Origin of the sequence: Mesorhizobium sp. M0771 (assembly GCF_040320155.1) — a bacterium.
GTDB lineage: Bacteria > Pseudomonadota > Alphaproteobacteria > Rhizobiales > Rhizobiaceae > Mesorhizobium.
This window is the reverse complement of record NZ_JAMYPC010000008.1, coordinates 194717-216605: the sequence shown is the minus strand read 5'-3', so window position 1 is coordinate 216605 and position 21889 is coordinate 194717. Positions and strand designations below refer to the sequence as shown.

The following is a 21889-nucleotide window of genomic DNA, read 5'->3' as shown; positions in this document are numbered from 1 at the left end:
ATTCCAAGTTTCGCACCATGTTTGTTGGAAAGTTGAGAGAAGCTGGCGGAGCGGCGGGGGGTGGCGCTCAAGGACGTTGATGCGGCCGCCCTCTACGAGGCGCAAAGCGGTTCTGTGCGCCTTCAGCTATGTGAGTCTGCTCTGGGGCCACAGGCGGCCGGTCCAGTTGATTCGGCTACCCACTTCCGCTTGCCGCCCTTCGCCCTCAGTTCGTCCTTGATATCTTCATCAAATCGAGCACGCGGTATTTCGACACCAAAGAGCTGGTAAGGCGCGCAGCCGCTCCCCCGCAAGGGCCAGCAGGGGAGATCCGCCCCCCAGACACACTCCAGAAACAAAATTCAACAGTTCGGAAAAACCGGCGAAAAGATCGGGTGGCATAAGCTTCCCAGTCGGGATTCCGGGTTCTTCCTTTTTGGCAGCGTCGGTCCTCCACAAACAACGGTCAAATCGCAGCGGCGGCGCAATGCCTGCTCGCGCGGCGGCATGAACAGCCGGGCGGTGCCCGGCCAGGACGAGAGAGTATGGAAATGGACTACGATATCGCCGGACTGGACGCGGCAACGCCGATCGGCGGCCTGCCAGGCATCGATGCGCTGGCAAGGATCGCTCACGGCGTGACAAAGGGCGCGCGCGGCCAAATCCTGACGGGCGCCGACTTTGCCCGGCAGCCGGGTGAGCGGCTCGATACGGTGTTCGAGCAGCTCGCTGTCACCTTCGCCGCGTTGCCGGCGGTGATTTCGGACGGGCGTGTCTGGACGTATCAGGAGCTGAACAGCCGTGCCAACCAGTGCGCCCGCATGCTGATCAAGCACGGCGTGCGGCCGGGTCACCGGGTCGGGCTCATTCTCGACCGGTCGGCGGAGACCTATGTCGCGTTGTTGGCGGCGATGAAGGCGGGGGCTGCCTTCGTGCCGCTGGCCACCGCATTCCCTGAAGAGCGGATGGCGCTGATCATCGAAGACGCCGCCGTCAGCATGATCGTCACCATCGCCGCTTATGCGTCGCGCGCCGGTCAACTGCCCGTTCCCCATGTGCTGATCGACAGCGCCGCCGCCGAAATCTCCGCACAGTCGCCCGCGCCGCCGAAGCAGCAGGCGACCGACGACATCTGCTACATCCTCTATACCTCGGGCACCACCGGCAAGCCCAAGGGCGTGGTCATCACGCACCAGAGTTTCGTCAATTTCATACACGTCGCCGCCGCCTCCTATGGCTACCGGCCGGGCGACCGGGTCTATCAGGGCATGACCATTGCCTTCGACTTTTCCTCCGAAGAGATCTGGGTGCCGTTCGTCGCCGGCGCGACGGTGGTGCCGGCACCTGGCCAGATGCCGCTGGTGGGCGAGGAACTGGCGGATTTCCTGCGCCTCCATGACATCACCTGCATGGCCTGCAGCCCGACATTGTTGTCATCGATGACATCGGACGTTCCCAGCCTGCGCACGCTTCTGGTGGGCGGCGAGGCCTGCCCGCACAATCTGGTGGTGCGCTGGTCGAAGCCGGGCCGGCAGATCCTCAACACCTATGGCCCGACCGAGGCGACCGTCACCGCAACGATGGGGGCGCTGACGCCGGACCGTCCCGTCACAATCGGCGCGCCGTTGCCGACTTACTCGATCGTCATTCTCGACGCTTCGCTGCCGCAACTTGCCGAGCCCGGTGAACTGGGCGAGATCGGCATTGCCGGCATCGGGCTCGCCGTCGGTTATCTGAACCGGCCGGACCTGACCGACCAGAAATTCATCGCCGATTTCGTCGGCCTGCCGAACAACCCGTCGCAGCGCATCTACCGCACCGGCGATCTTGGCCGGATCAACGATAGCGGCGAGATCGAGTATGCCGGGCGCATCGACACGCAGGTGAAGATTCGCGGATATCGCATCGAGCTCGGCGAGATCGAGGCGGTGCTGCTCGACCAGCCCGAGATCGCGCAGGCCGCCGTCACCACCTGGGAGATCGAGCCCGGCCGCGTCGAACTCGTTGCCTATTACGCGCTTAAAACCGGCGTAGCGGCGGTTTCCCGTGCGGATCTCGCCCAGACGATGAAGCGGCGGCTGCCCGACTACATGGTGCCCGCCTATCTGGAGGAACTGCCTGCCATCCCGATGACCGTCTCCAACAAGGTAGACCTGCGCCAACTGCCGAAGCCGACGAGCATCCGGCTTTCGGCCGATCGCACGATTGTGCCGCCCGCCAATGAGGACGAGCGTTTCCTGGCGGAAGCGCTGGCCACGGTGCTGAAATTCGACGCGGTGTCGGTCGAGGATCACTTCTTCGACGATCTCGGCGCCAACTCCTTGCTGATGGCGCATTTCTGCGCGCGCGTGCGCACCAGGAAGGAATGGGCGACGACGTCGATGCGCGACATCTATCTCTATCCCACAGTGGCGCGCCTGGCGCTGCATCTGGGGGTAGCGGAGGAGATGACGACGGCAACCAACGAGCCGGTCCTCACCCGCCGGGCCTCGAATTTCGCCTACTGGACCTGCGGCGCGGCGCAGCTTTCGTTCTACGGCCTCTACAGCTACGTGGCGCTCTGGGCGATCAATGACGGCCTCAACTGGATGTATGACGCGCTCGACGATCCGCTGCAGCTCTATATCCGGTGCGTGGCGCTCTCGGCCGCCGTGTTCTTCGGCATGTCGGGCTTTGCAGTCCTGGCGAAATGGGTGCTCATCGGCCGCTGGAAGGCCGAGGCGTTTCCGATCTGGGGCGTGCGCTACTTCCGCTTCTGGGTGGTCAAGACGTTGATCCGCACCGCACCCGTCGTGCTGTTCCGCGGCAGCCCGCTCTACAGCCTCTATCTGCAGCTGCTCGGCACCAAACTCGGGAAAAACGCCGTCATCGAATCGAAGTCCGTGCCCGTCTGCACGGATCTTATTTCCATCGGCGCCAACACCATCCTGCGCAAGGAATCGATGATCCTCGGCTTCAGGGCCCAGTCCGGTTATATCCACACCGGGCCGCTGACCATCGGCCGCGATGCCTTCGTCGGCGTCGGCTCCACGCTCGACATCGACACCAGGATCGGCAACGGCGCCCAGCTCGGCCATTCGTCCTCGCTGCATCGCGGGCAAAGCATTCCCGACGGCGAGCACTGGCATGGATCGCCGGCGGTGCCGACCACGGCGGACTATTGCAAGGTGCGCAATGTCAATCCTTACCAGGTCCGGCGCTTCCTCTATGAAGCGCTGCAGCTGGTCGGCCTGTTTGGCCTCGTCACCCCGCTGCCGCTCCTGTTCCACAGCTACTGGGAATATGTCGGCGACGACTATCAGGAGACGATCGGCCTTGTCGCAATCGGCACCACGGTCACGCTTTTCGGCTATATCGCGGCGGCTTTCCTGGCAGCGACGCTGGTGCCGCGCCTGACGAGCCTGATCTTGAAGCCGGGCCGCACCTACACGCTTTACGGTTTCCGCTACTGGCTGCAGACCGTCGCCGAATTCGCCAGCAATTCCCGCGTGCTCGGGCTCCTGGCCGGCGACAGCTCGGCGATCGTGCACTACATGCGCGCCATCGGCTGGAACCTCAACAGAGTGGTGCAGACCGGTTCCAATTTCGGCTCCAACCAGCAGCACGAAAACCCGCTTCTGTGCGAGATCGGCACGGAGACCATGGTCTCGGACGGGCTGTTCATGATCAACATGCACAAGTCCGCCTCGGCCTTCAGGCTCGAGCCGACGCGCATCGGCGAACGCAACTATCTCGGCAACAACATCTACTATCCGCCGGACGGCCGCACCGGCGACAACGTGCTGCTCGGCACCAAGGTGATGATCCCCATCGACGGGCCGGTGCGCGAGAATGTCGGCCTTCTCGGTTCGCCTGCGTTTGAAATCCCGCGCATGGTGAACCGCGACAAGGAGCTTATCGCCGGCGTCGACGAGGCCGACCGGCGCCGGCGCATCCCGCACAAGAACCGCCACAACCTGGTGACCATTCTTCTGTTCCTGGCAACGCAATGGGTCATGCTGTTCGTCACGCTGGCGATCTGGGACCGGGCGCTGAACTACTATACGGAATGGGCGGAGGTCGCCCTGTTCGCCGCCGTGCTTTTGACCTCGGCGATCACCATTCCGTTCTACATTCTGGTCGAGCGGGCAAGCCTTGGCTTTGGCCGGCTGAAGCCGCAGATGACGACGATCTACGACGTCGCCTTCTGGCGCCACGAACGCCACTGGAAGCTGGCGGATTCGCCGATCGTGCGCCTGTTTGCCGGCACGCCGTTCCGGCCGATGATCCTGCGCCTGCTCGGCGTCAAGGTCGGCAGCCGGGTCTATGACGGCGGCAGCAATTTGACCGAGCGTTCGCTGGTCGAGATCGGCGACGACGTCACGCTCAACGAGGGCTGCGTGATCCAGGCCCATTCGCTGGAAGAAGGCGCGTTCAAGTCCGATTTCATCCGCATCTGCGATGGCTGCACGCTCGGGCCTTCCGCCTTTGTCCACTACGGCGTGGTGATGGGCAAAGGCTCGATGGTCGATGCGGACTCCTTCGTGATGAAGGGCGAAGAGCTGGAGCCCAACTCGATCTGGCGGGGCAACCCGGCCAAGCTGCATCGCTTCGTCACGCCGGTGCCGGAGGATAGCGTCAAGGCAACGGCTTGATGAGCGCAGACATCCGCCTCGTTTCGGTGACCGGGGCCAACCGGGCCCTGGTCGCGGCTCTGGAACTGGCTGCGGATCAGATGGATTTCGTCGCCAGCAATGCGGAGTCGCTGGACGAAGCCGAAAGCGACGGGGACGCTCGGCCGCGCGTCGTCATGGCAGGGGATCGCGTCGTCGGTTTCCTGATGTACGAGGCGCCGCAGGACGACGACGAGGCGCGGATCTACCGCTTCATGATCGATCGCGTCCATCAGGGCCAAGGCTACGGCAAGGCCGCTTTGCGCGAAGTGCTGGATGAAATCATGCGGCTCGGCCACATCAGCCACGTTTCGATCTGCTACGAACCTGGGAATGAAGCGGCACGCCGCCTCTATCGCGCTGCCGGTTTCGTCGAAGAAGGGCCCGACGAGGACGGGGAAATGATCGCCGACCTCGCTCTGCGGGGCGAACAGCCATGACGCGCCGGCTCGATGCCGGTGCCAGCCTGTCGGCGCAGTTGCTGGCGGCGATGGCCGCCATGGCACCGGCCGGCGTTCGGATCGGATGCCGCACGATCCGCGAAGGCGATGAGAACCATTTGCTGCCGCAGGAAGCACGCTCCATCCCGTCACGCCTGCCGCTGATGCGGCGGGCGAGTGGCGCGGCGCGGTGGATCGCGCACGAGCTGCTGGCGGATATGGGCTTGAACGACGTCGCTATCCTCCGCGGCTCCTCCGGCGCACCGGTATGGCCTCATGGAGTAACGGGGTCGCTGGCTCACGACGACGAGATAGCCGTGGCGGCCGTCGCGCCGCTCTCCCACGTCGCCTCGCTCGGCATCGATATCGAGCCCGCTTTGCCCCTGCCCGACGACATCTTCGCGCTGGTTGCAGTCCCCGCTGACCGGATCGACGCAACCGACTTGTGTCTTGCCGGTCGCATCCTTTTTGCCGCCAAGGAAGCTGTCTACAAGGCCGCCTACCCGCTTGATGGCGAAGTGCTGGGCTATGAGGACATCACCGTCGATCTCGACGCAAGCGACGCTGTGACGAAGACGGGCCGCAGAGCGAGACTGGTTTACTGCGTTGCTCCGTGTGTGGTCGTTCTGGCGTTTGTCGATGGTGTCCGAAGCGCCCCCCTTTAAGCGCGATGGGCCAGCGCCCGACAGCAACGCCTGCTCAACAAAGCGCTTTTTTTTCGCAGAGCGGTCGCAAAAGGCTCACACGGTTCGTCCTTTGACAGAAGAAGGAGAGCGCCATGAGAAACCTTATTATCACCGAGTTCATCAGCATCGATGGCATCGCCGAGGTCGAGAAGCTGCCCAGCGTGACCTGGAACGATGAGATGCAAAGGTTCAAGGAGGACGAGCTTGCCGACAGCGGGGCCATGCTTCTGGGGCGCACGACCTACGAGATTTTTGCCGGCTCTTGGCCCAAGGAAACCGGAGACTTCGCCGACCGGTTCAATGCGCTGCCGAAATATGTCGCGTCGACAAGCCCGAAGGCACTCGACTGGAAACCGGCCGAGTTGCTGAAGGGTGCGTTGCCGGAAGCGGTTCGGGCGCTGAAGCAAGGCAGCGGCGGCAACATCTATGTGCATGGCAGCCTGAGCGTCGCGCGGGAATTGCTGCGCCATGGTCTGGTCGATCGCGTCAGGCTGCTGAGCTACCCTGGCTCCGTCGGGGAGGGCAAGAAGCTGTTCCCGCCCGATATGCCGGTGGCGTTGGAGCCGATCTCGACCGTACAGTTCAGCAATGGCGTGGTGGCGCTGGAATATGCGGCTGGGAGGGTGTGAGACGCTGGTGGGGTAATCTCCCCTTGAGGGGAGATGTCGCCGAAGGCGACAGAGGCGGTCGGTCCGTCCTGACGCAACCTCCTATCGACAGTAGGAGGTCTAGCTTCACGCGAGACGACCCCGTCTGGCCTGCCGGCCATCTCCCCCTCGAGGGGGGAGATCGGCAGCTCACCCTACTTTCTTCCCCCGCTTGCCCTTGGCACGCGCCTCGACCACTCTTTCCACCTCGCGCTTCAGTTCGTCCTTGACCTCCTGCGTCTCGGCCAGCAGCGTGTCGATCTTCATGAAATCGAGCACGCGGTATTTCGACACCGGCGGGCGGATCAGTATGTCGGGGGGGCGCTGGTTCAGCTTGTGGGCGATGATCGACTGCATCATCAATTGCGTGGCGCCATACATCAGGTCGACCGTGGTCGGGTGCTTGCGCTCGGCCTCGCTAGGCGCGCCGACGACGTCGATGGCGATGATGATGTCGGCGGCGTTTTCGATGAGGTCGAACGGCACCGGATTGTAGATGCCGCCGTCGATCAGCACGCGGTCGTCGCGCGTCACCGGGCGGAACACGGCGGGAATGGCAGCCGAGGCGGCGAGCGCCGAATGCAGGTCGCCCTCGTCGAAGACGGCCAGCTTGTGACCGAAATAGTCCGTCGCCGTCACCTTGAGCGGGATCATCAGCTCGGCGAAGGTTTCCGGGATGGCTTCCGGCAGGAACGCCTTCAAGATGCGCTCTATGTTGAACTGGCTGACGCGGATGCCGCCCTGCATCGCCTCGGCGATGGTGCCGGGACGCGAGCGCCACATGCGCGCCGCCACCTCGGCGCGGCGGCCGAGGATCGAGCGGGCGTAGTCCTCGATGTCCTTTCCGCTCATGCCCGAGGCCATGCCGGCGCCCATGATGGCGCCGATCGAGGAGCCGGCGATGGCCACGGGCTTGATGCCGAGCTCGTCCAGCGCCTCGACGATGTGGATATGGGCGAGGCCGCGCGCGCCGCCGCCGCCAAAGGCGATACCGAAAGTCGGACCTGTCATTTGGCCTCCAGCTTCGGCCCGATGCTCATGATCGCGGGCGCCGGCGTCAGCAGCTTCTTCGCCGCTGCCTTGACCTGATCGAGCGTCACGCCGTTGATGAGCGCCGCGCGGCGCTGCACGTAGTCGATGCCGAGATTGTCGAGCTGCAATTCCACCAGGGTCGCGGCAATGGCGCTGGAAGAATCCAGATTGCTGATAGCATAGGAGCCGACCATGTATTTCTTGGTCGCGTCCAGCTCGGCCTCGGTCGGCCCCTCCTGCGCCATCTTCTTGACCACCTCCTTGACGATGGCGAGCGTCTCGGCGGCGCGGTCGGAACGCGTCGCCGTGGTGATGATCAGCGCATTGGAATGCTGGTGGTCGACCAGGTTGGAATCGACGGAGTAGGCCAAGCCGCGCTTTTCCCGCACCTCGTCATAGAGGCGCGAGGTGAAGGTGCCGCCGCCGAGAATCTGGTTCATCAGCACCGCGGGGAAGAAATCCGGCGCATCGCGCTTCACACCGGGGTAGGCAAACTGCAGCGAGGTCTGCGGCAGGTCGTAGTCGACCTCGAGCTGCTGGCCGAGCTTCAGCTCGGTATCGGCAACCGGTTGCAGCACCTGCTTTTCCGGCAGATCGCCGAAGACCTCATCGAGCTTCCGTTTCAGCGTCGCGGCATCTATGTCGCCGACCACCGCAACATGCAGGCCGCTGCGGGCGAAATTGGCCTTGTGGAAGGCAGCCAGATCCGCTGCCGTGATGGTGGCGATGCTGTCCTTGGTGCCCTGGTCGGGCCTGGAATACGGATGGTCGCCATAGATGGCGCGCAGCCATTTGGTTTGCGCGACGGTGTTGGGGTCACGCTCATTGGCGATGATGCCGGACAGGATCTGGGCGCGGATACGGTCGATCGGCGCCTGGTCGAAGCGCGGGCTGGTGACCGCCAGCCTGAGCAGGTCGAAGGCCGCATCCTTCTGCTCGGCCAGCATCCGCATCGCGCCATAGGTGCCGTCGCGCGCCGCTTCGAAGCCCATTTCGGCGCCGGCATCGTCAAGCTTGATCTGGAAGGCCTCGCTGTCGAGGTCGCCGGCGCCCTCGTCGAATAGGCCGGTCATCAGATTGACCAGCCCTTCCCGCCCCGCCGGATCCTGCGTCGAGCCGCCATCGAAGACGAAGCGGATGGCGACGATCGGAATGGAGTGGTCCTCGACCAGCCAGGCGTTGACGCCTTTCGATGAGGTCACCGGCTGAATGTCCATCGCGTGCGCGGCAAGCGCCGGCAGGATGAGGAAGAAGATGCCGAGGAACAGTGTGGCGAAGACGTGGAGAACCGCGATGCGCCTATGAGTAATCGCATCAGGCCATTGATCACCAAGGTCAGCTCCGCCCCTCATCGCGCTGCCGGGCACTTCTCCCCGTATAGTGACGGGGAGAAGGGGTCTCGCCGCGACGCTGGCGCTCTTCTTACGACGCTGATGGTTGGCGAAATCGACGATGACAGCGCCCCTCTCCCCGTCACTATAGGGGGAGAGGATGCCGGCAGGCAGGTGAGGGGCAGCGCTAACGCTCAATCTCGTCATCATCAATTCCCCGCCTGTTGCTGCGGCAAGAGATAGCCGGTCGTCGTACGGTCGAGCAGCAGATAGCGTGCGGCGACCGCCTTGATCTCATCGGCGGTGACCTTGCGAATGCGGTCCGGCCATTCCTCGATATCCCTGACGTTGCCGCCGGTGGCGAGCTCGGCGCCGTAGAGATTGGCCATCTCGTCCTGCTTGTCGCGGGCGAAGATCATGGCCCTGATATAGCGGGCCTTGGCCTTCTCCAGCTCGTCCGCGGTGACGCCGTCCTTGACGATGCGGGCGATCTCGGCGTCGACGGCCGCCTCGACGTCGCTCAGCTTGGCGTCGCCGCGCGGCGCGCCATAGACGGTGAAATTGGTGGCGTCGAGCATCGTACCCTGGAAGAAGGCGCCGGTCGCCGATGCGATGCCTTGCTTGACCACGAGTTGCTGGTAGAGCCTGCTGCGGCTGCCGCCGCCAAGGATCTCTCCCAGCAGGTCAAGCGCCTCGGCCTCGCCGGGTTTTGCCGTGTGGTAGGACGGAACCACCCATTGCGTCGAAAAGCTCGGCACCGAAACGCGCCCATCGGTGAGCGTCACCGTGCGCTTGGTGTTCTGCTCCGGCTCGACCGGGCGGATGCGCGGGGGCAGGTCGGGACCGCGCGCGACCTTGCCATAGGTTTTTTCGGCCAGCGCCTTCACGACCTCCGGCTCGACATCGCCGGCCACGATCAGCACCGCATTGTTGGGGCGGTAGTATTTGTCATAGAAGGCAACCGCATCGGTGCGGTTCAACTGCTCCATCTCCTGCATCCAGCCGATCACCGGAATGCGGTAGGGCTGGTTCTGCCAGAGCGTCGCGTCGACCTCTTCGTCGAGCACCGCCTGCGGATTGCTGTCGATGCGCGAGCGGCGCTCTTCCAGGATCACGTCGCGCTCGGTCTTGATGACCTCGTCGGTCAAGATGAGGTTGCGCATGCGATCGGCCTCGAAGCTCATCATCTCACCAAGTGCCGGGGGCGCCACCGTCTCGTGGAAGGCAGTGTAGTCATATGAGGTGAAGGCGTTGTTGGAGCCGCCGATGGCCGATATGGCGCGGTCGAACTCGCCCGCGGCGTGGTTGGTCGTGGCCTTGAACATCAGGTGTTCGAAGAAGTGCGCTATGCCGGACTTGCCTGGGGGCTCGTCGGCGCTGCCGATCTTGTACCACACCATATGGGTGACGATGGGGGCGCGATGATCGGGAATGACCACCACCTCCATGCCATTGTCGAGCAGGAAGTTGGCCACCTTGCCATCATCCGCGGCCAGGGCGGGGCCGGCCATGGTCAGCGCGGTGGCGAGCAAGGCTCTCCGCAGCCATTCAGTATGAAATGTCATTGATGGCTCCGGTTGTTATCGCGCGACGATAGGCAAGGTTAGCCGGGGAGGCAAAGTGAATTGTGCGTCATTTTGAAGGCGCCGGTCGCCCCACCCTTACGCAAGCTCGACGAACCGGATCACCGTCTCGCCGTAGTTTCGTTCATCAAGCACCGAGAATTCCGGCCCAATCTCGAAGGGCGCCGAGGCGGCTTCCTCGACCACGCACAGCGCGCCTGGCAGCAGCCAGCCGCCATCCCTGGCCGAGCGCAGGGCGCGCTCGCCAAGGCCCTTGCCATAGGGCGGATCGGCGAAGACCAGGCCGAATGCCGCAAGCGTACCGGCCTCACCCAGGGCGGTCGCGTCGCGGCGGAAGATCTTGGTGCGGCCGGTAAGGCCAAAAGCTTCGACATTGGTGCGGATCAGGCCGCGCCCTTCGGCCGATTCTTCGATAAAGACGCCATAGGAAGCGCCGCGCGACAGCGCTTCGAGGCCGAGAGCGCCGGTGCCGGCGAAAAGGTCGAGCACACGCGCGCCGTCGAGCTTGTCGGCAAAGCGGTGCGCCAACACGTTGAAGACGGCCTCGCGGGCGCGGTCGGTCGTCGGGCGGATGGCATGGTCGCGCGGCGTCGCCAGCGGACGCCCGCGAAATTGGCCGCCGACGATTCTCATTTATGCCCGGGTCTCATTTAAGGCCGGATCTCATTTAAGTCCCGGCATCATCTGGTCCTCGGGCCCTTGGGACCGTTGCGTGGCCGCTCGCCGCCCCGACCGCCATCCGGACGCTCGCCACCCGGCTTGCCGAACGGCTTGGCTCCGCCCGGCTTGCCATAGGACGGCTTGCCATAGGACGGCTTGAACGACGCCTTGCGCGCCTTGGCCTCGGCCGCCTTGGCGGCATCGGCTTCCGCCCTGCCCTTGCCGATCGGACGCGCGCCCGGCGCCATCCAGACATTAGCCTTGCGCTGGCCCGGCGGATCGATCGGCCGCTGCTCGCGCTCGGGCTTCTTGCCGCCGCGCGGTTTGTCACCAAAGGCGCCGCGCGGCTTGTCGCCGAAGCCCCCACGGGGCTTGTCGCCAAAATCGCCGCGCGGCTTTTCGCGAAACTCGCTGCGCGGCTTGTCCGAAAACTCGCTGCGCTCGGGTCTCGGGCCGCGTTCGCCAAAGCTCTTTTCCGGCCTCGCGCCCCTTTCGGGACTGGTCGACAGCTTGCCGAGCGCTTCGTCGCGGCTGCCTTCGCGGCGCTTGCGGTTCTTGATCAGACCGCCCTCGCCGATCGGCCGATGGTCGCCCTCGCGGGTGACTTTCGGCCGTTCCGGCTCCGCGTCACGCTCTCGCCGCACCGGCTGGTTGGAAAACGGCTTGATGATCTCGGCGTCGAAATTGGCGCCGGATTCCTCGACCAGCCGCTCGCCGAGCTGGTCGCGCAAGACGCGGCCCTTGATCTCCAGCACATGGCCTTCGGCGAGATCGTCGAGCTGGAACGGTCCGTAGGAGATACGGATCAGCCGCGTCACGTCGAGGCCGAGCGATCCAAGGATGTTCTTCACTTCGCGGTTCTTGCCTTCGCGCAGGCCGATCGTCAGCCAGGCGTTGGTGCCTTGTTCACGATCGAGCGTCGCCTCGATGGCGCCGTAGAAGACGCCGTCGACGGCAATGCCTTCACGCAGGCCTGCGAGCATGCTTTCCTCGACCTTGCCATGAACGCGCACGCGGTAACGGCGCAGCCAGCCAGTGGCAGGCAGTTCGAGCACGCGCGACAGACCGCCATCGTTGGTGAGCAGCAGCAGGCCTTCGGTGTTGATGTCGAGGCGGCCGATGGTCATCAGCCGTGGCAATTCGGCCGGCAGCACGTCGAACACGGTCTTGCGGCCCTCGGGGTCGCGGTTGGTGGTAACGACGCCGGCAGGCTTGTGAAACAGGAACAGGCGGGTGCGCTCGATCGGCGGGATCTCCATGCCGTCGAGATGGATGATGTCGCCCGGCATGACGTTGAAGGCCGGCGAGGTCAAAGCCCGGTTGTTGACCTTGACACGGCCCGCCGCGATCAGGTCTTCGGCGTCGCGGCGCGACGCCAGGCCGGCGCGGGCCAACCGCTTGGCGATACGCTCGCCGGCTTCTTCCGCATCTGCCGGACGCGGGCGCGGCTTGAAGGCGCCGCCAGATGCTTGCGGCCGGTCACCACCGAAATCGCGCTTGGGGCGATCGCTGAAGTCACGCTTGGGACGATCTCCGGCGTCGCGCTGCGGGCGATCGCCAAAATCGCGCTTTGGCCGGTCAAAACGCTTTTCGCCCTCGGCGGAAGCAGGCCGATCGCCACGCGGTGCGTAGGGCTTGCGAGGCCCTTCACGCTTTTCGAAAGGCTTGCCTTCGGGACGCGGCCCCTTGCTGAACGGCCGATCGCCGCCCTTGAAATCGCGCTTTGGCCGCTCGCCATCGGCCGCAACCGGCCGATCGCCGCGCGGTGCATAAGGCTTGCGCGGCCCCTCGCGCTTTTCATACGGCTTGCGTTCACCCTCGGCCGCCATAGGGCGATCCCCACGCGGCGCATAGGGTTTGCGCGGCCCTTCGCGCTTTTCATACGGCTTGCGCTCGCCTTCGGCTGCCATCGGCCGGTCACCGCGTGGTGCATATGGCTTGCGCGGTCCCTCGCGCTTTTCGAAGGGCTTGCCTTCGGAACGCGGACCTTTGCTGAATGGCCGGTCGCCACTTTTGAAATCGCGCTTGGGCCGCTCGCCCTCAGCCGCTGCGGGCCGGGCGCCTCGCGGTGAATAGGGTTTCTTGGCCCCGAAGGAGGGTTTGCCGCTTTTGCCGGCGGCGCCATCGCGGCGCGGCCCCGCGGCTCCAGGGCCGCTTTTGCCCGGGCCTTTGTGGCGCGGAGATTTCTTGTCGTTGTCGTCCATGTGGCCTTTGCCTTGTTGCGCTGCTACAGCGTGGCGCATCCTTTCGGACGCGCAAAGGACGCTATAGCACTTTGATTTGGCGCATGATCATTTCCGAAAATCTGTTCCGATATTCGGGTTGACGCGCTCCATAACAGGATCACCGCCAAGTGGCGAGGAGATAATCGGAATGGAAACCGCGTGAAGCGGCCGGATTTCATGGCGCTGGCGCTGAAAGAGGCGCAAGCCGCCGCCTTGCGCGGAGAAGTTCCGGTTGGCGCCGTCATCGCCAGCGGCGACACGGTGGTGGCATCCGCCGGCAACCGCACCCGCGAACTTGCCGATCCGACGGCGCATGCCGAAATGCTGGCCATCCGCGCGGCCTGCCAAACGCTCTCCAGCGAGCGGCTGACCGGCCACGACCTCTATGTGACGCTGGAACCCTGCGCCATGTGCGCCGGCGCCATTTCCTTCGCCAGGCTGCGCCGGCTCTATTTCGGCGCGGCCGACGAGAAGGGCGGCGCGGTGGTCAACGGCGTGCGCTTCTTCGCTTCGCCGACCTGCCACCATACGCCCGACATCTATCCGGGCATGGCCGAAGCCGATGCGGCGCTGCTGCTCAGGGACTTCTTTCGGGAAAGACGCGAAACGTAGAGCCTTCAGCTACCGAAGGCGACGGTTCCTACCAGGAGGGCAGCCAGTCGAAGAGCCCGCCGCTCTTGCCCTTGGCGGCCGCTTCCTTCTTGAGGCGGCGTTCCTTCTTGTATTCATCCTCGCCGAGTTCGCCCTGCGGCGCCGTGTCGGAGGCAGCTCGATAGGCCAGAGGCGGCTCGCTCAGGTATCTGCGAGTGTTGGGATCGCCCTGCTTTTGCTCTGCGGTGCGGCGCTGGATCTCGGCGGCGCGGCCCTTGTCTGAATCCTTCGGCGACCAGGCCGGCGGGTGGCTTGAGCCCGAATCCGCCAGCGCCTTCTTCACGGAAGCCGGATCGGTCTGCACGTCGTCGACGATCCCCGACTGATAGGACGGGTCGTCCTGGTGGGCAGTGGCGTCGGCACGCAGGCGGGCGCGGCGCTGCTCGGGCGATTCGGGCCAATCGGTGCTCGCCGTCTCGATGCTTTCCTGAGGCGGCGGCAGCACTTCCTTCTGCCCCGGCGCCGGCTTTACCAACTCCGGACGCGGCCTGTAGTCGATCTGTTCCTTGTGCTTGGGCGTGATGGCGAAGGCGCCCGAAAGGTCGCCGGCAAGCTGCTCGCCAGCCGTCTTGTCGGTGCCGTAGGTCGGCGAACCCATGCAACCGGACAGAGCGAGGCCGGACGCGACAAGCGGCGCCAGCAGCGCAACGCGCACGGAAGTTCTGTCGATCATGCCAAAAAGTCCCACTCTAGACAGCCTCTCGATCGTCACCGGCCAAAGGCCCGGTCCCCATCGTCCACGCTCTTGCGACGGAATTCCGGCGACAATTTGTCTTCCGGAGTTTCGCGTGTTTATCTCAACCACTCGTTAAGGGCAACGCGCGGGCGGTTTTCGCCCACGCGGCGTGGCATTTGTGCACCGGCTTATGAGCAGTCACAAACGTCCCAGAGCCTTGAGTTCATGCAGCACGGCGGCATCGCGGGCAGACACGTCGGGGAATTCCACGTCCTGCCCGACATCGGCGGTATAGCGCCACGAACGCGCGCATTTGACCAAGCCGCGGTCCTCGGCCTTTTCGACCACCACCGCGACACCTTTGACGTCGTCGAGCGCAAAGGCGCCTTCCGGCGCCTTGCCATGGGCGATGACGAGATCGCTGGTGATCGCCATTTCGGCCATGTCGACATCGGCGATCGCGGCTTCAAGCGCGGCATCGTCGAGGGTCACGACCGGCACGGCTTCCAGCGAGGCACCGATGACCTTCTGAGCGCGTGCGATCTCAAGCGCGCCGGTGACGACTCGGCGGACCTGCCGCACCTTGCGCCATTTTTCCGCCAGTGCCTCGTTCTTCCAGTCGGCCGGAATCTCGGGGAACTGGTCGAGATGCAGCGAGACAGCATCCGGATGACGGTCGAGCCAGGCTTCTTCCGTGGTGAAGGGCAGCATCGGCGCCAGCCATTTCACCAGGCAGTCGAAGAGGTGGCGCACCACTTGCACCGAGGCCTTGCGCTTCACGCTGGCGGGTCCCTCGCAATAGAGCGCGTCCTTCCTGATGTCGAAATAGAAGGCCGACAGCTCGACCACCATGAAGTCGAGCAAAGTGCGGGTGATGCGTTTGAACTCGAACGCGTCGTAGCCCGAGCGCACGACCTCATCGAGCTCGGCCAGCCGATGCAGCATCAGCCGCTCCAGTTCCGGCATCTTGTCCAGCGGCACCTCCTCGCCATCGTCATGGGCGAGCGTGCCCAGCATCCAGCGGATGGTGTTGCGGAGCTTGCGGTAGGCGTCGATGTTGGTCTGCAGCACGTTCTTGCCGAGACGCTGGTCTTCCCAATAATCCGTCGTCACCACCCATAGCCGCAGAATGTCGGCGCCGGACTGCTTGATGACGTCTTGCGGCACGACGGTGTTGCCGAGCGATTTCGACATCTTTCGCCCCTCCTCATCCATGGTGAAGCCATGGGTGACGACGGTGTCGTAAGGTGCCCTGCCCCTGGTGCCGCAGCTTTCGAGCAGCGAGGAGTGGAACCAGCCGCGATGCTGGTCGGAGCCTTCGAGATAGACGTCGGCCGGCCATTTCAGGTCCGGACGGTCTTCCAGCGTGAAGACATGCGTCGAGCCCGAATCGAACCAGACGTCGAGGATGTCCATCACCTGCTTCCATTTGGAGGCCTCGTGATTGCCGAGGAAACGCTCCTTGGCGCCGGCAGCGAACCAGGCGTCGGCGCCTTCCCTCTCGAATGCGTCCATGATGCGCTGGTTGACGGCTTCGTCCTTCAGCACATTGCCGTCCTCGTCGGCAAAGACGGCGATCGGCACGCCCCAGGCGCGCTGGCGCGACAAGACCCAATCCGGGCGTTCCTCGATCATGGCGCGGATACGGTTCTGGCCGGCCGCCGGCACGAAGCGTGTGTCGTCGATCGCCTTCAGCGCACGGCTGCGCAACGTCGTGCCGTCGCCGAGGTCCTTGTCCATATAGACGAACCATTGCGGCGTGTTGCGGAAGATGATCGGCTTCTTCGACCGCCAGGAATGCGGGTAGGAATGCTTCAGCCGGCCGCGCGCGAACAGCGCGTTGCGCTTGATCAGTTCGTCGATGACCGCCTGATTGGCATTGCCCTTCTTGCCGTTATCGTCGATGACACGCGCGGCGCCACCTTCGCGATCCGGGCCAAAACCCGGCGCGTCCCTGGTGAAGAAGCCGGCATCATCTACAGTGAAGGGGATGGCAGGGTCGATGCCACGTGCGCGCAAATCCGATGCCGCATCCATCCAGGCATCAAAGTCCTCGCGGCCATGGCCGGGCGCGGTGTGGACGAAGCCGGTGCCGGCGTCGCCGGTGACATGATCGCCGGCCAGCATCGGCACGGCGAATTCGTAGCCGCCGCCGAGACCTTTGAAGGGATGTGAAAGTGTAAGGCTTCCAAGCTCTTCGACCGAAACGCTGCGAAGGCGATTCAAGGTGACCTTGGCCTTGGCCGAAGAGTCTTCGGCAAGCGCATCTGCAAAGATCAGCTTTTCACCGGGCTGTGGACCGAACGAATTTTCGGCTGCGGTAACTTCATAAAGGCCGTAGCCGATCCGTGACGAATAGTTGACGGCACGGTTGCCGGGGATCGTCCACGGGGTTGTCGTCCAGATGACGACGTGGGCATCCCTCAGTTCCTTGATAGCTTCCCAAGCGCCACCCAACTCGGGTGTCGTGACAGTTCTTCCTGATCCAGCGCCGACGATCGGGAACTTCACCCAGATCGTGTCGGACTCATAGTCCTGGTATTCGATCTCGGCCTCGGCCAGTGCGGTGCGCTCGACGACGCTCCACATTACCGGCTTGGAGCCGCGATAGAGCTGGCCCGACATGGCGAACTTCAACAACTCCCCGGCGATGCGCGACTCCGAGTGGAAAGCCATTGTCGTATAGGGGTTCTTGAAATCGCCAACGACGCCGAGCCGCTGGAACTCGCCGCCCTGCACCGTGATCCAGTTCGCGGCGAAGTCGCGGCATTCCTTGCGAAACTCGTTGACCGGCACCTCGTCCTTGTTCTTGCCCTTGGCGCGGTACTGTTCCTCGATCTTCCATTCGATAGGCAGGCCGTGGCAGTCCCAGCCGGGCACGTAATTGGAGTCGTAGCCGCGCATCTGGAACGAGCGGGTGATGACGTCCTTGAGGATCTTGTTCAGCGCGTGGCCGATATGGATGTTGCCGTTGGCGTAGGGCGGGCCGTCATGCAGCACGTATTTTTCGCGGCCGGCGGCCGCCTCGCGCAGCTTGGCGTAAAGGTCCATATCCTGCCAGCGCTTGACCAGCAGCGGCTCTTTTTCAGGCAAGCCGGCGCGCATCGGGAAATCCGTCTGCGGCAAATAAAGCGTCTTGGAATAGTCGATCGTTTCAACAGTGTCGGTCATTGGTCTGCCATATGCATTGCCCGGCGGGCGTAAAAGCTCGGGCGTGAACTATCATGATTGGAAAAGCGCGAGGGGGCGCGCAAAACTCCCGGCGGCTCCGGCGGCGCTCAGGCCGCCCGGAACACCGGGCCTGTAATTCGTATCGTCAGCGCGCGAAGGCGTGAAAAGCTCGTCATTGCCGGGCTTTTAGCGGAGAAAGCCGCAGGAATAAAGCGTCTCTTGTTCGATTCACTTACATCGCGAAGTCGAAGCGATAGGTGGTCGAGACGCCGACCGTGAACTGGTTACGGTCGCCGCGCTCCTTGACCAGGCTGGAATCGGCGGCCGGGCCCATCAGGCGCGCATATTCGCCGAACAGGCTGGCGGTCATCGGATCGGTCACCTTCCAGGTGATGGCGCCACCAAGGCCGGTCGATTTCAGGCCGCCGCCAGGATGGTATTCGCTCAGGCCCGAGGCCGCAGCCTCCTTGGCGTTGACACCATAATAAGAGTCGAAATAGCCCGACGAGGCAAAGGACACGCGTGGTCCGCCCGAAATTCTGACAGTCGGCGTCACGTCGTAGAAAGCATCGGCGGCGATGTCGGCGACAAAGCCATCATGGGCACGAATGCCATGGCGCAGTTCGGCGCGGGCGCGCAGCCAGTCCGTCGGATAGATTTCGAAGAAGCCGCCGACCTCACCGCCCCAGCGCACCGGGTCGAGGCCCTTGAGCTCATCCTTGCTGTCGCGGGAAAACAGGAATTTTCCGGTCAGGCCGGCGCGGACGCCGCCATCGTCGACCAGCGCCAGCGAGATGTTGTCGTTGCGCGAGGTAAAGCGCGCGGCCGGGCCGGCCTTGCCCAGCGAGATGATCGGAGATGCGCTGAGCAGATAGCTGTTGGAGCCCTCGAGTTTCGGCGCGACCATGCCGGTGGCGCCAAGCGTCAGGTACCAGTCGCCGGACATCCAGCCGAAGGCACCCTCGCCCGCATTGGCGGTGGACACAGTGAGCAGCGCCGAGGCGAGAAACAGCGGAATCGTCCAGACAATACGCATCATCACCCCATACGCGAAACAAACGGAGAGAACACCCGGCAGCCAAAGCCATGGCGCCGGTTCGGTAAAATTTGACTTAAAATCTACAGCAGTGGCGGCAACTGCGACCCTGTTTTTTGCGCTGTGGCCCATTTGAACAGGGCGCCGCCGGGCCTGTGGCGAGTTGACAGAAATAGCGAGGTTGCCTAAATTCGCGTTAGTGAAGACTAACATGAACAGATGGACCGCGCTTGGCGACCCGACCAGGCGGACGATCTTCGAACTGCTGGTCGAACAACCCTGTTCGGTCGGGGAATTGGCTCGTGCGCTTCCTGTCACCCGGCCGGCGGTCTCGCAGCACCTGAAGGTGCTCAAGGACGCCGGCCTCGTGGCCAACACACGGCTAGGCAAGCAACGCATCTACCGGGTCGAACCGGAAGGCTTGGCCAGCCTGCGCGCCGAACTCGACCGGTTCTGGAGCAAGACCTTGGCGGCCCACAAAGTGGTCGTCGAACAGCCCTTGAAGGAGCAGGAATGAGCACACATCAACCGCCCGTGAGGCACTCCATCCTTGTCGAGGCTCCGATCGCACATGCCTTCAAGGTCTTCACCGAGGACTTCGGCAGTTTCAAACCCAAAGAGCATAACCTGCTTGCGGTGCCGATCGCGGAGACGATCTTCGAACCCCGCGTTGGCGGTCACGTCTACGACCGCGGTGTGGATGGCAGCGAGTGCCGCTGGGCACGGGTGCTGGCCTACGAGCCGCCGAACCGACTGCTTCTGAGTTGGGATATCAGCCCTCAATGGCAGATCGAGACCAATCCGGACAGGACCAGCGAGTGGGAAGTCCGGTTTACGGCGGAGACGAATAGCCGGACCCGCGTCGAGATCGAGCATCGCAATCTCGAACGTCATGGCGAAGGCTGGGAAGGCGTGCGCTTTGGGATTGACGGTGATCGAGGCTGGCCGCTGTATCTCAGGCGATTCCAAGATCTTTTTGCCAGCAAGGTGACCTGAAGGAGCACAATTATGGAACCCTATTGGCTAAGCATCCTCGGTGTACTGATCCTCTGTCTTTTGTCAGTCGCGCTGGCGGTTTACTCGGGTTCGTCCAAGGGATTTGCCGGAGCGCTTTCCGGTCCGGTGATCCCGGCCGACGACGCCAATCTCCTCTACAGGATCGACCGCGTGCATATGAACTCGGTCGAGGCGCTGGCGCCTTTTGTCGTCCCGGCGGTGCTGGCCATGATGGTTGGCGTTGGGTCGGCCACGTTGGCGACCATTGTCTGGGTTCATGTGGCGATACGCCTGCTTCACCTGGGGGTTTACCTACGCGGCGGCAATGCCGCCAAGGGTGGCAGTGTCAGAACGATCGTCTACGTCTCTGGAGCGATCGTCACGCTTGTCCTCGTCCTTGTGACTGGGTGGGCTGCCATAAATTGACACGTACGCGCGAACCTCAAGCCACCGACGCTTTGTTTGTTTGCTAGCCGTCGCCATCGGCTGGACGTCCGCTACAGCCGGGGCTAACCTCCCGGCAAGGTGCCAGGCGATTTCGAGGAGATGCAGCCATGACCCTGCACGGTGATACCCTCAAAGATGCGATCGGCCGGACACGGGACAAATGGGGGTGGTTCGTCGCGCTCGGCGTGCTGCTGCTCATCTTCGGCGGCATTGCCTTCGGCAATCTGTTCATCGCCACCGTCGCCTCGGTCTATGTCGTGGGCTGGCTGATGCTGATGGCCGGCATCATCGAGATCGTGCATGCCTTCGGCGTGAAGACCTGGAGTCGCTTCTTCTATTGGCTGCTCAGCGGCCTACTTTATGCCGTTGCCGGTTTCTTTGCCTTCGACAATCCGCTGCTGGCCTCGACGGTGCTGACCTTGCTGCTGGCGGTGGCGCTGGTCGCTTCAGGCGCGCTCAGGGCCTGGGTCGGCTATAGCCACCGACCGGAAAAGGGCTGGGGCTGGGTCGTCGCGGCGGGCCTGATCAGCGTGCTGGCGGGGCTGACCATCGCCATGGGCTGGCCGGTCAACAGCCTGTGGGTGCTCGGCGTGTTCCTGGCCATCGACCTGATCTTCCAGGGCTGGAGCTTCATCGCTCTCGGACTGGCGTTGAAGAAGTAAGGGTTTGAAGAGGTAAGCGGCCGGAAGGCTCAAAAAGCGATGGCGCCGTCCAGATCCGAAAGCGGCCTGACGCCGGCCAGCAGCGCGCGCGCCTCCGCCTCGTCGCGCTTCATTTGTGCCACCAGCCCATCGAGCCCATCGAACTTCACCTCGGGACGCAAAAAGCCGAAGAGCGATACGTCGCAGATCTCGCCATAGAGATCGCCGGCAAAGTCGAAGACGAAGGTTTCGAGCAGCGGCGCGCCATTGTCGTCGACAGTCGGTCGACGCCCGAAGCTGGCGACACCATCATAGAGCGTGCCGTCGGCGCGGCGAAAGCGGACGGCATAAATCCCTTCCTTCAGAGTCGTTTCCGGCGAAAGCCTCATGTTGGCTGTCGGGAAGCCGAGCGTGCGGCCGAGCTGCTGGCCGCCGATCACTTCGCTTTCGACGGTGAAGCGGTAGCCGAGCAGGCCTGCGGCCTCGGCGACCTCTCCCTCGCAGAGCAGCTCGCGGATACGGCTCGACGACACCACCTCGGCGCCCTCGTCGCGAAAGGCGTCGACCAGGGTGACGCCGAAACCATGGCGCTCGCCTGCCGCCATCAGAAACGCAGGACCGCCCTGCCGGTCCTTGCCGAAGTGAAAATCGAAGCCGGTGACGGCATGGGTGATGCCGAGGTTCGTCTCTAGCACATCGGTCACGAAAGCCTCGGCCGACAGGCCGGCAAAGGCGCGCGTGAACGGCTGTTCGACGAGTGCGGCAAAGCCCAGATGCGACAGCAGCCGCGCCTTCATCGGCGGCGGCGTCAATACGAACAGCGGCATATCGGGCCTGAACACCTTGCGCGGATGCGGGTCGAAGGTCAGCACTAGCGCCGGCACGCCGCGCCGCCCGGCTTCGGCAAGCGCGCGATCGAGCACCGCCTGGTGGCCGCGATGGACGCCGTCGAAATTGCCGATCGCCACCACGCCGCCGCGCAAATGCGGCGGCAGCGGCGCGGTTGCTGAAATGTGTTCGAAAGCTGCGCTCATGC

General features: G+C 63.9%; 18 protein-coding genes. 9 read left to right on the top strand and 9 right to left on the bottom strand.

Going from position 1 to position 21889, the window contains the following annotated elements; genetic code table 11:
- Window positions 1–524 precede the first annotated feature (524 nt).
- From NKI05_RS15250 to NKI05_RS15235, 4 genes are all read left to right on the top strand, one after another.
- The gene (locus NKI05_RS15250; protein ID WP_023816283.1) at window positions 525–4613 is read left to right on the top strand and encodes a Pls/PosA family non-ribosomal peptide synthetase; all 4089 of its coding nucleotides are present in this window, start codon (window positions 525–527) and stop codon (window positions 4611–4613) included.
- A complete protein-coding gene (locus tag NKI05_RS15245; protein WP_023697683.1) occupies window positions 4613–5071 on the top strand; it encodes a GNAT family N-acetyltransferase in 459 nt (152 codons plus the stop codon). The genes NKI05_RS15250 and NKI05_RS15245 overlap by 1 nt, the downstream gene beginning before the upstream one ends.
- A complete protein-coding gene (locus NKI05_RS15240) occupies window positions 5068–5736 on the top strand; it encodes a 4'-phosphopantetheinyl transferase family protein (protein WP_023697684.1) in 669 nt (222 codons plus the stop codon). The genes NKI05_RS15245 and NKI05_RS15240 overlap by 4 nt, the downstream gene beginning before the upstream one ends.
- A gap of 113 nt (window positions 5737–5849) precedes the next feature.
- Window positions 5850–6386, top strand: coding sequence for a dihydrofolate reductase family protein (locus tag NKI05_RS15235; protein ID WP_023816284.1), 537 nt, complete (start codon window positions 5850–5852; stop codon window positions 6384–6386).
- 168 nt (window positions 6387–6554) lie between these two features.
- Here NKI05_RS15235 and NKI05_RS15230 read toward each other — a convergent pair whose 3' ends face one another.
- The 5 genes from NKI05_RS15230 to NKI05_RS15210 form a co-directional block, all read right to left on the bottom strand.
- Window positions 6555–7415 (bottom strand): patatin-like phospholipase family protein, encoded by an 861-nt coding sequence (locus NKI05_RS15230; RefSeq protein WP_023816285.1) that lies wholly within the window; start codon window positions 7413–7415, stop codon window positions 6555–6557.
- Entirely contained in the window at window positions 7412–8788 is a 1377-nt protein-coding gene (locus NKI05_RS15225; protein ID WP_023697687.1) for a M16 family metallopeptidase, read from the bottom strand. The genes NKI05_RS15230 and NKI05_RS15225 overlap by 4 nt, the downstream gene beginning before the upstream one ends.
- A gap of 188 nt (window positions 8789–8976) precedes the next feature.
- A complete protein-coding gene (locus tag NKI05_RS15220) occupies window positions 8977–10332 on the bottom strand; it encodes a M16 family metallopeptidase (protein WP_023816286.1) in 1356 nt (451 codons plus the stop codon).
- A 96-nt stretch (window positions 10333–10428) separates the two neighbouring features.
- Window positions 10429–10983 (bottom strand): 16S rRNA (guanine(966)-N(2))-methyltransferase RsmD, encoded by a 555-nt coding sequence (gene rsmD, locus NKI05_RS15215; protein WP_023730465.1) that lies wholly within the window; start codon window positions 10981–10983, stop codon window positions 10429–10431.
- Between the two features lie 47 nt (window positions 10984–11030).
- Window positions 11031–13214 carry a pseudouridine synthase gene (locus NKI05_RS15210; RefSeq protein ID WP_023734251.1) on the bottom strand — a complete coding sequence of 728 codons (2184 nt, stop codon included), beginning with the start codon at window positions 13212–13214 and terminating at the stop codon, window positions 11031–11033.
- Between the two features lie 180 nt (window positions 13215–13394).
- Between NKI05_RS15210 and NKI05_RS15205 the strand changes: the two genes are divergently transcribed.
- The gene (locus NKI05_RS15205; protein WP_023816287.1) at window positions 13395–13847 is read left to right on the top strand and encodes a nucleoside deaminase; all 453 of its coding nucleotides are present in this window, start codon (window positions 13395–13397) and stop codon (window positions 13845–13847) included.
- 28 nt (window positions 13848–13875) lie between these two features.
- On the opposite strand, the gene NKI05_RS15200 is transcribed toward NKI05_RS15205, so the two are convergent.
- From NKI05_RS15200 to NKI05_RS15190, 3 genes are all read right to left on the bottom strand, one after another.
- On the bottom strand, window positions 13876–14559 hold the full coding sequence (locus tag NKI05_RS15200; RefSeq protein ID WP_023682973.1) for a hypothetical protein: 684 nt from the start codon (window positions 14557–14559) through the stop codon (window positions 13876–13878).
- Between the two features lie 201 nt (window positions 14560–14760).
- Window positions 14761–17733 (bottom strand): isoleucine--tRNA ligase, encoded by a 2973-nt coding sequence (gene ileS, locus NKI05_RS15195; protein WP_352792568.1) that lies wholly within the window; start codon window positions 17731–17733, stop codon window positions 14761–14763.
- Between the two features lie 232 nt (window positions 17734–17965).
- Entirely contained in the window at window positions 17966–18769 is an 804-nt protein-coding gene (locus tag NKI05_RS15190) for a MipA/OmpV family protein (RefSeq protein ID WP_023816290.1), read from the bottom strand.
- A 211-nt stretch (window positions 18770–18980) separates the two neighbouring features.
- Between NKI05_RS15190 and NKI05_RS15185 the strand changes: the two genes are divergently transcribed.
- The 4 genes from NKI05_RS15185 to NKI05_RS15170 all read left to right on the top strand — a co-directional run bounded on the left by NKI05_RS15185 (window position 18981) and on the right by NKI05_RS15170 (window position 20874).
- Window positions 18981–19286 (top strand): ArsR/SmtB family transcription factor, encoded by a 306-nt coding sequence (locus NKI05_RS15185; protein WP_050594119.1) that lies wholly within the window; start codon window positions 18981–18983, stop codon window positions 19284–19286.
- Window positions 19283–19765 carry an SRPBCC family protein gene (locus tag NKI05_RS15180; protein WP_023730459.1) on the top strand — a complete coding sequence of 161 codons (483 nt, stop codon included), beginning with the start codon at window positions 19283–19285 and terminating at the stop codon, window positions 19763–19765. The genes NKI05_RS15185 and NKI05_RS15180 overlap by 4 nt, the downstream gene beginning before the upstream one ends.
- A 12-nt stretch (window positions 19766–19777) precedes the next feature.
- Window positions 19778–20191 (top strand): MAPEG family protein, encoded by a 414-nt coding sequence (locus NKI05_RS15175; RefSeq protein WP_023671536.1) that lies wholly within the window; start codon window positions 19778–19780, stop codon window positions 20189–20191.
- Between the two features lie 128 nt (window positions 20192–20319).
- A complete protein-coding gene (locus NKI05_RS15170) occupies window positions 20320–20874 on the top strand; it encodes an HdeD family acid-resistance protein (RefSeq protein WP_352792565.1) in 555 nt (184 codons plus the stop codon).
- 29 nt (window positions 20875–20903) lie between these two features.
- On the opposite strand, the gene NKI05_RS15165 is transcribed toward NKI05_RS15170, so the two are convergent.
- Window positions 20904–21887, bottom strand: a complete 984-nt coding sequence (locus NKI05_RS15165; RefSeq protein WP_023682976.1) for a bifunctional riboflavin kinase/FAD synthetase — start codon at window positions 21885–21887, stop codon at window positions 20904–20906.
- Between the last annotated feature and the right edge of the window lie 2 nt (window positions 21888–21889).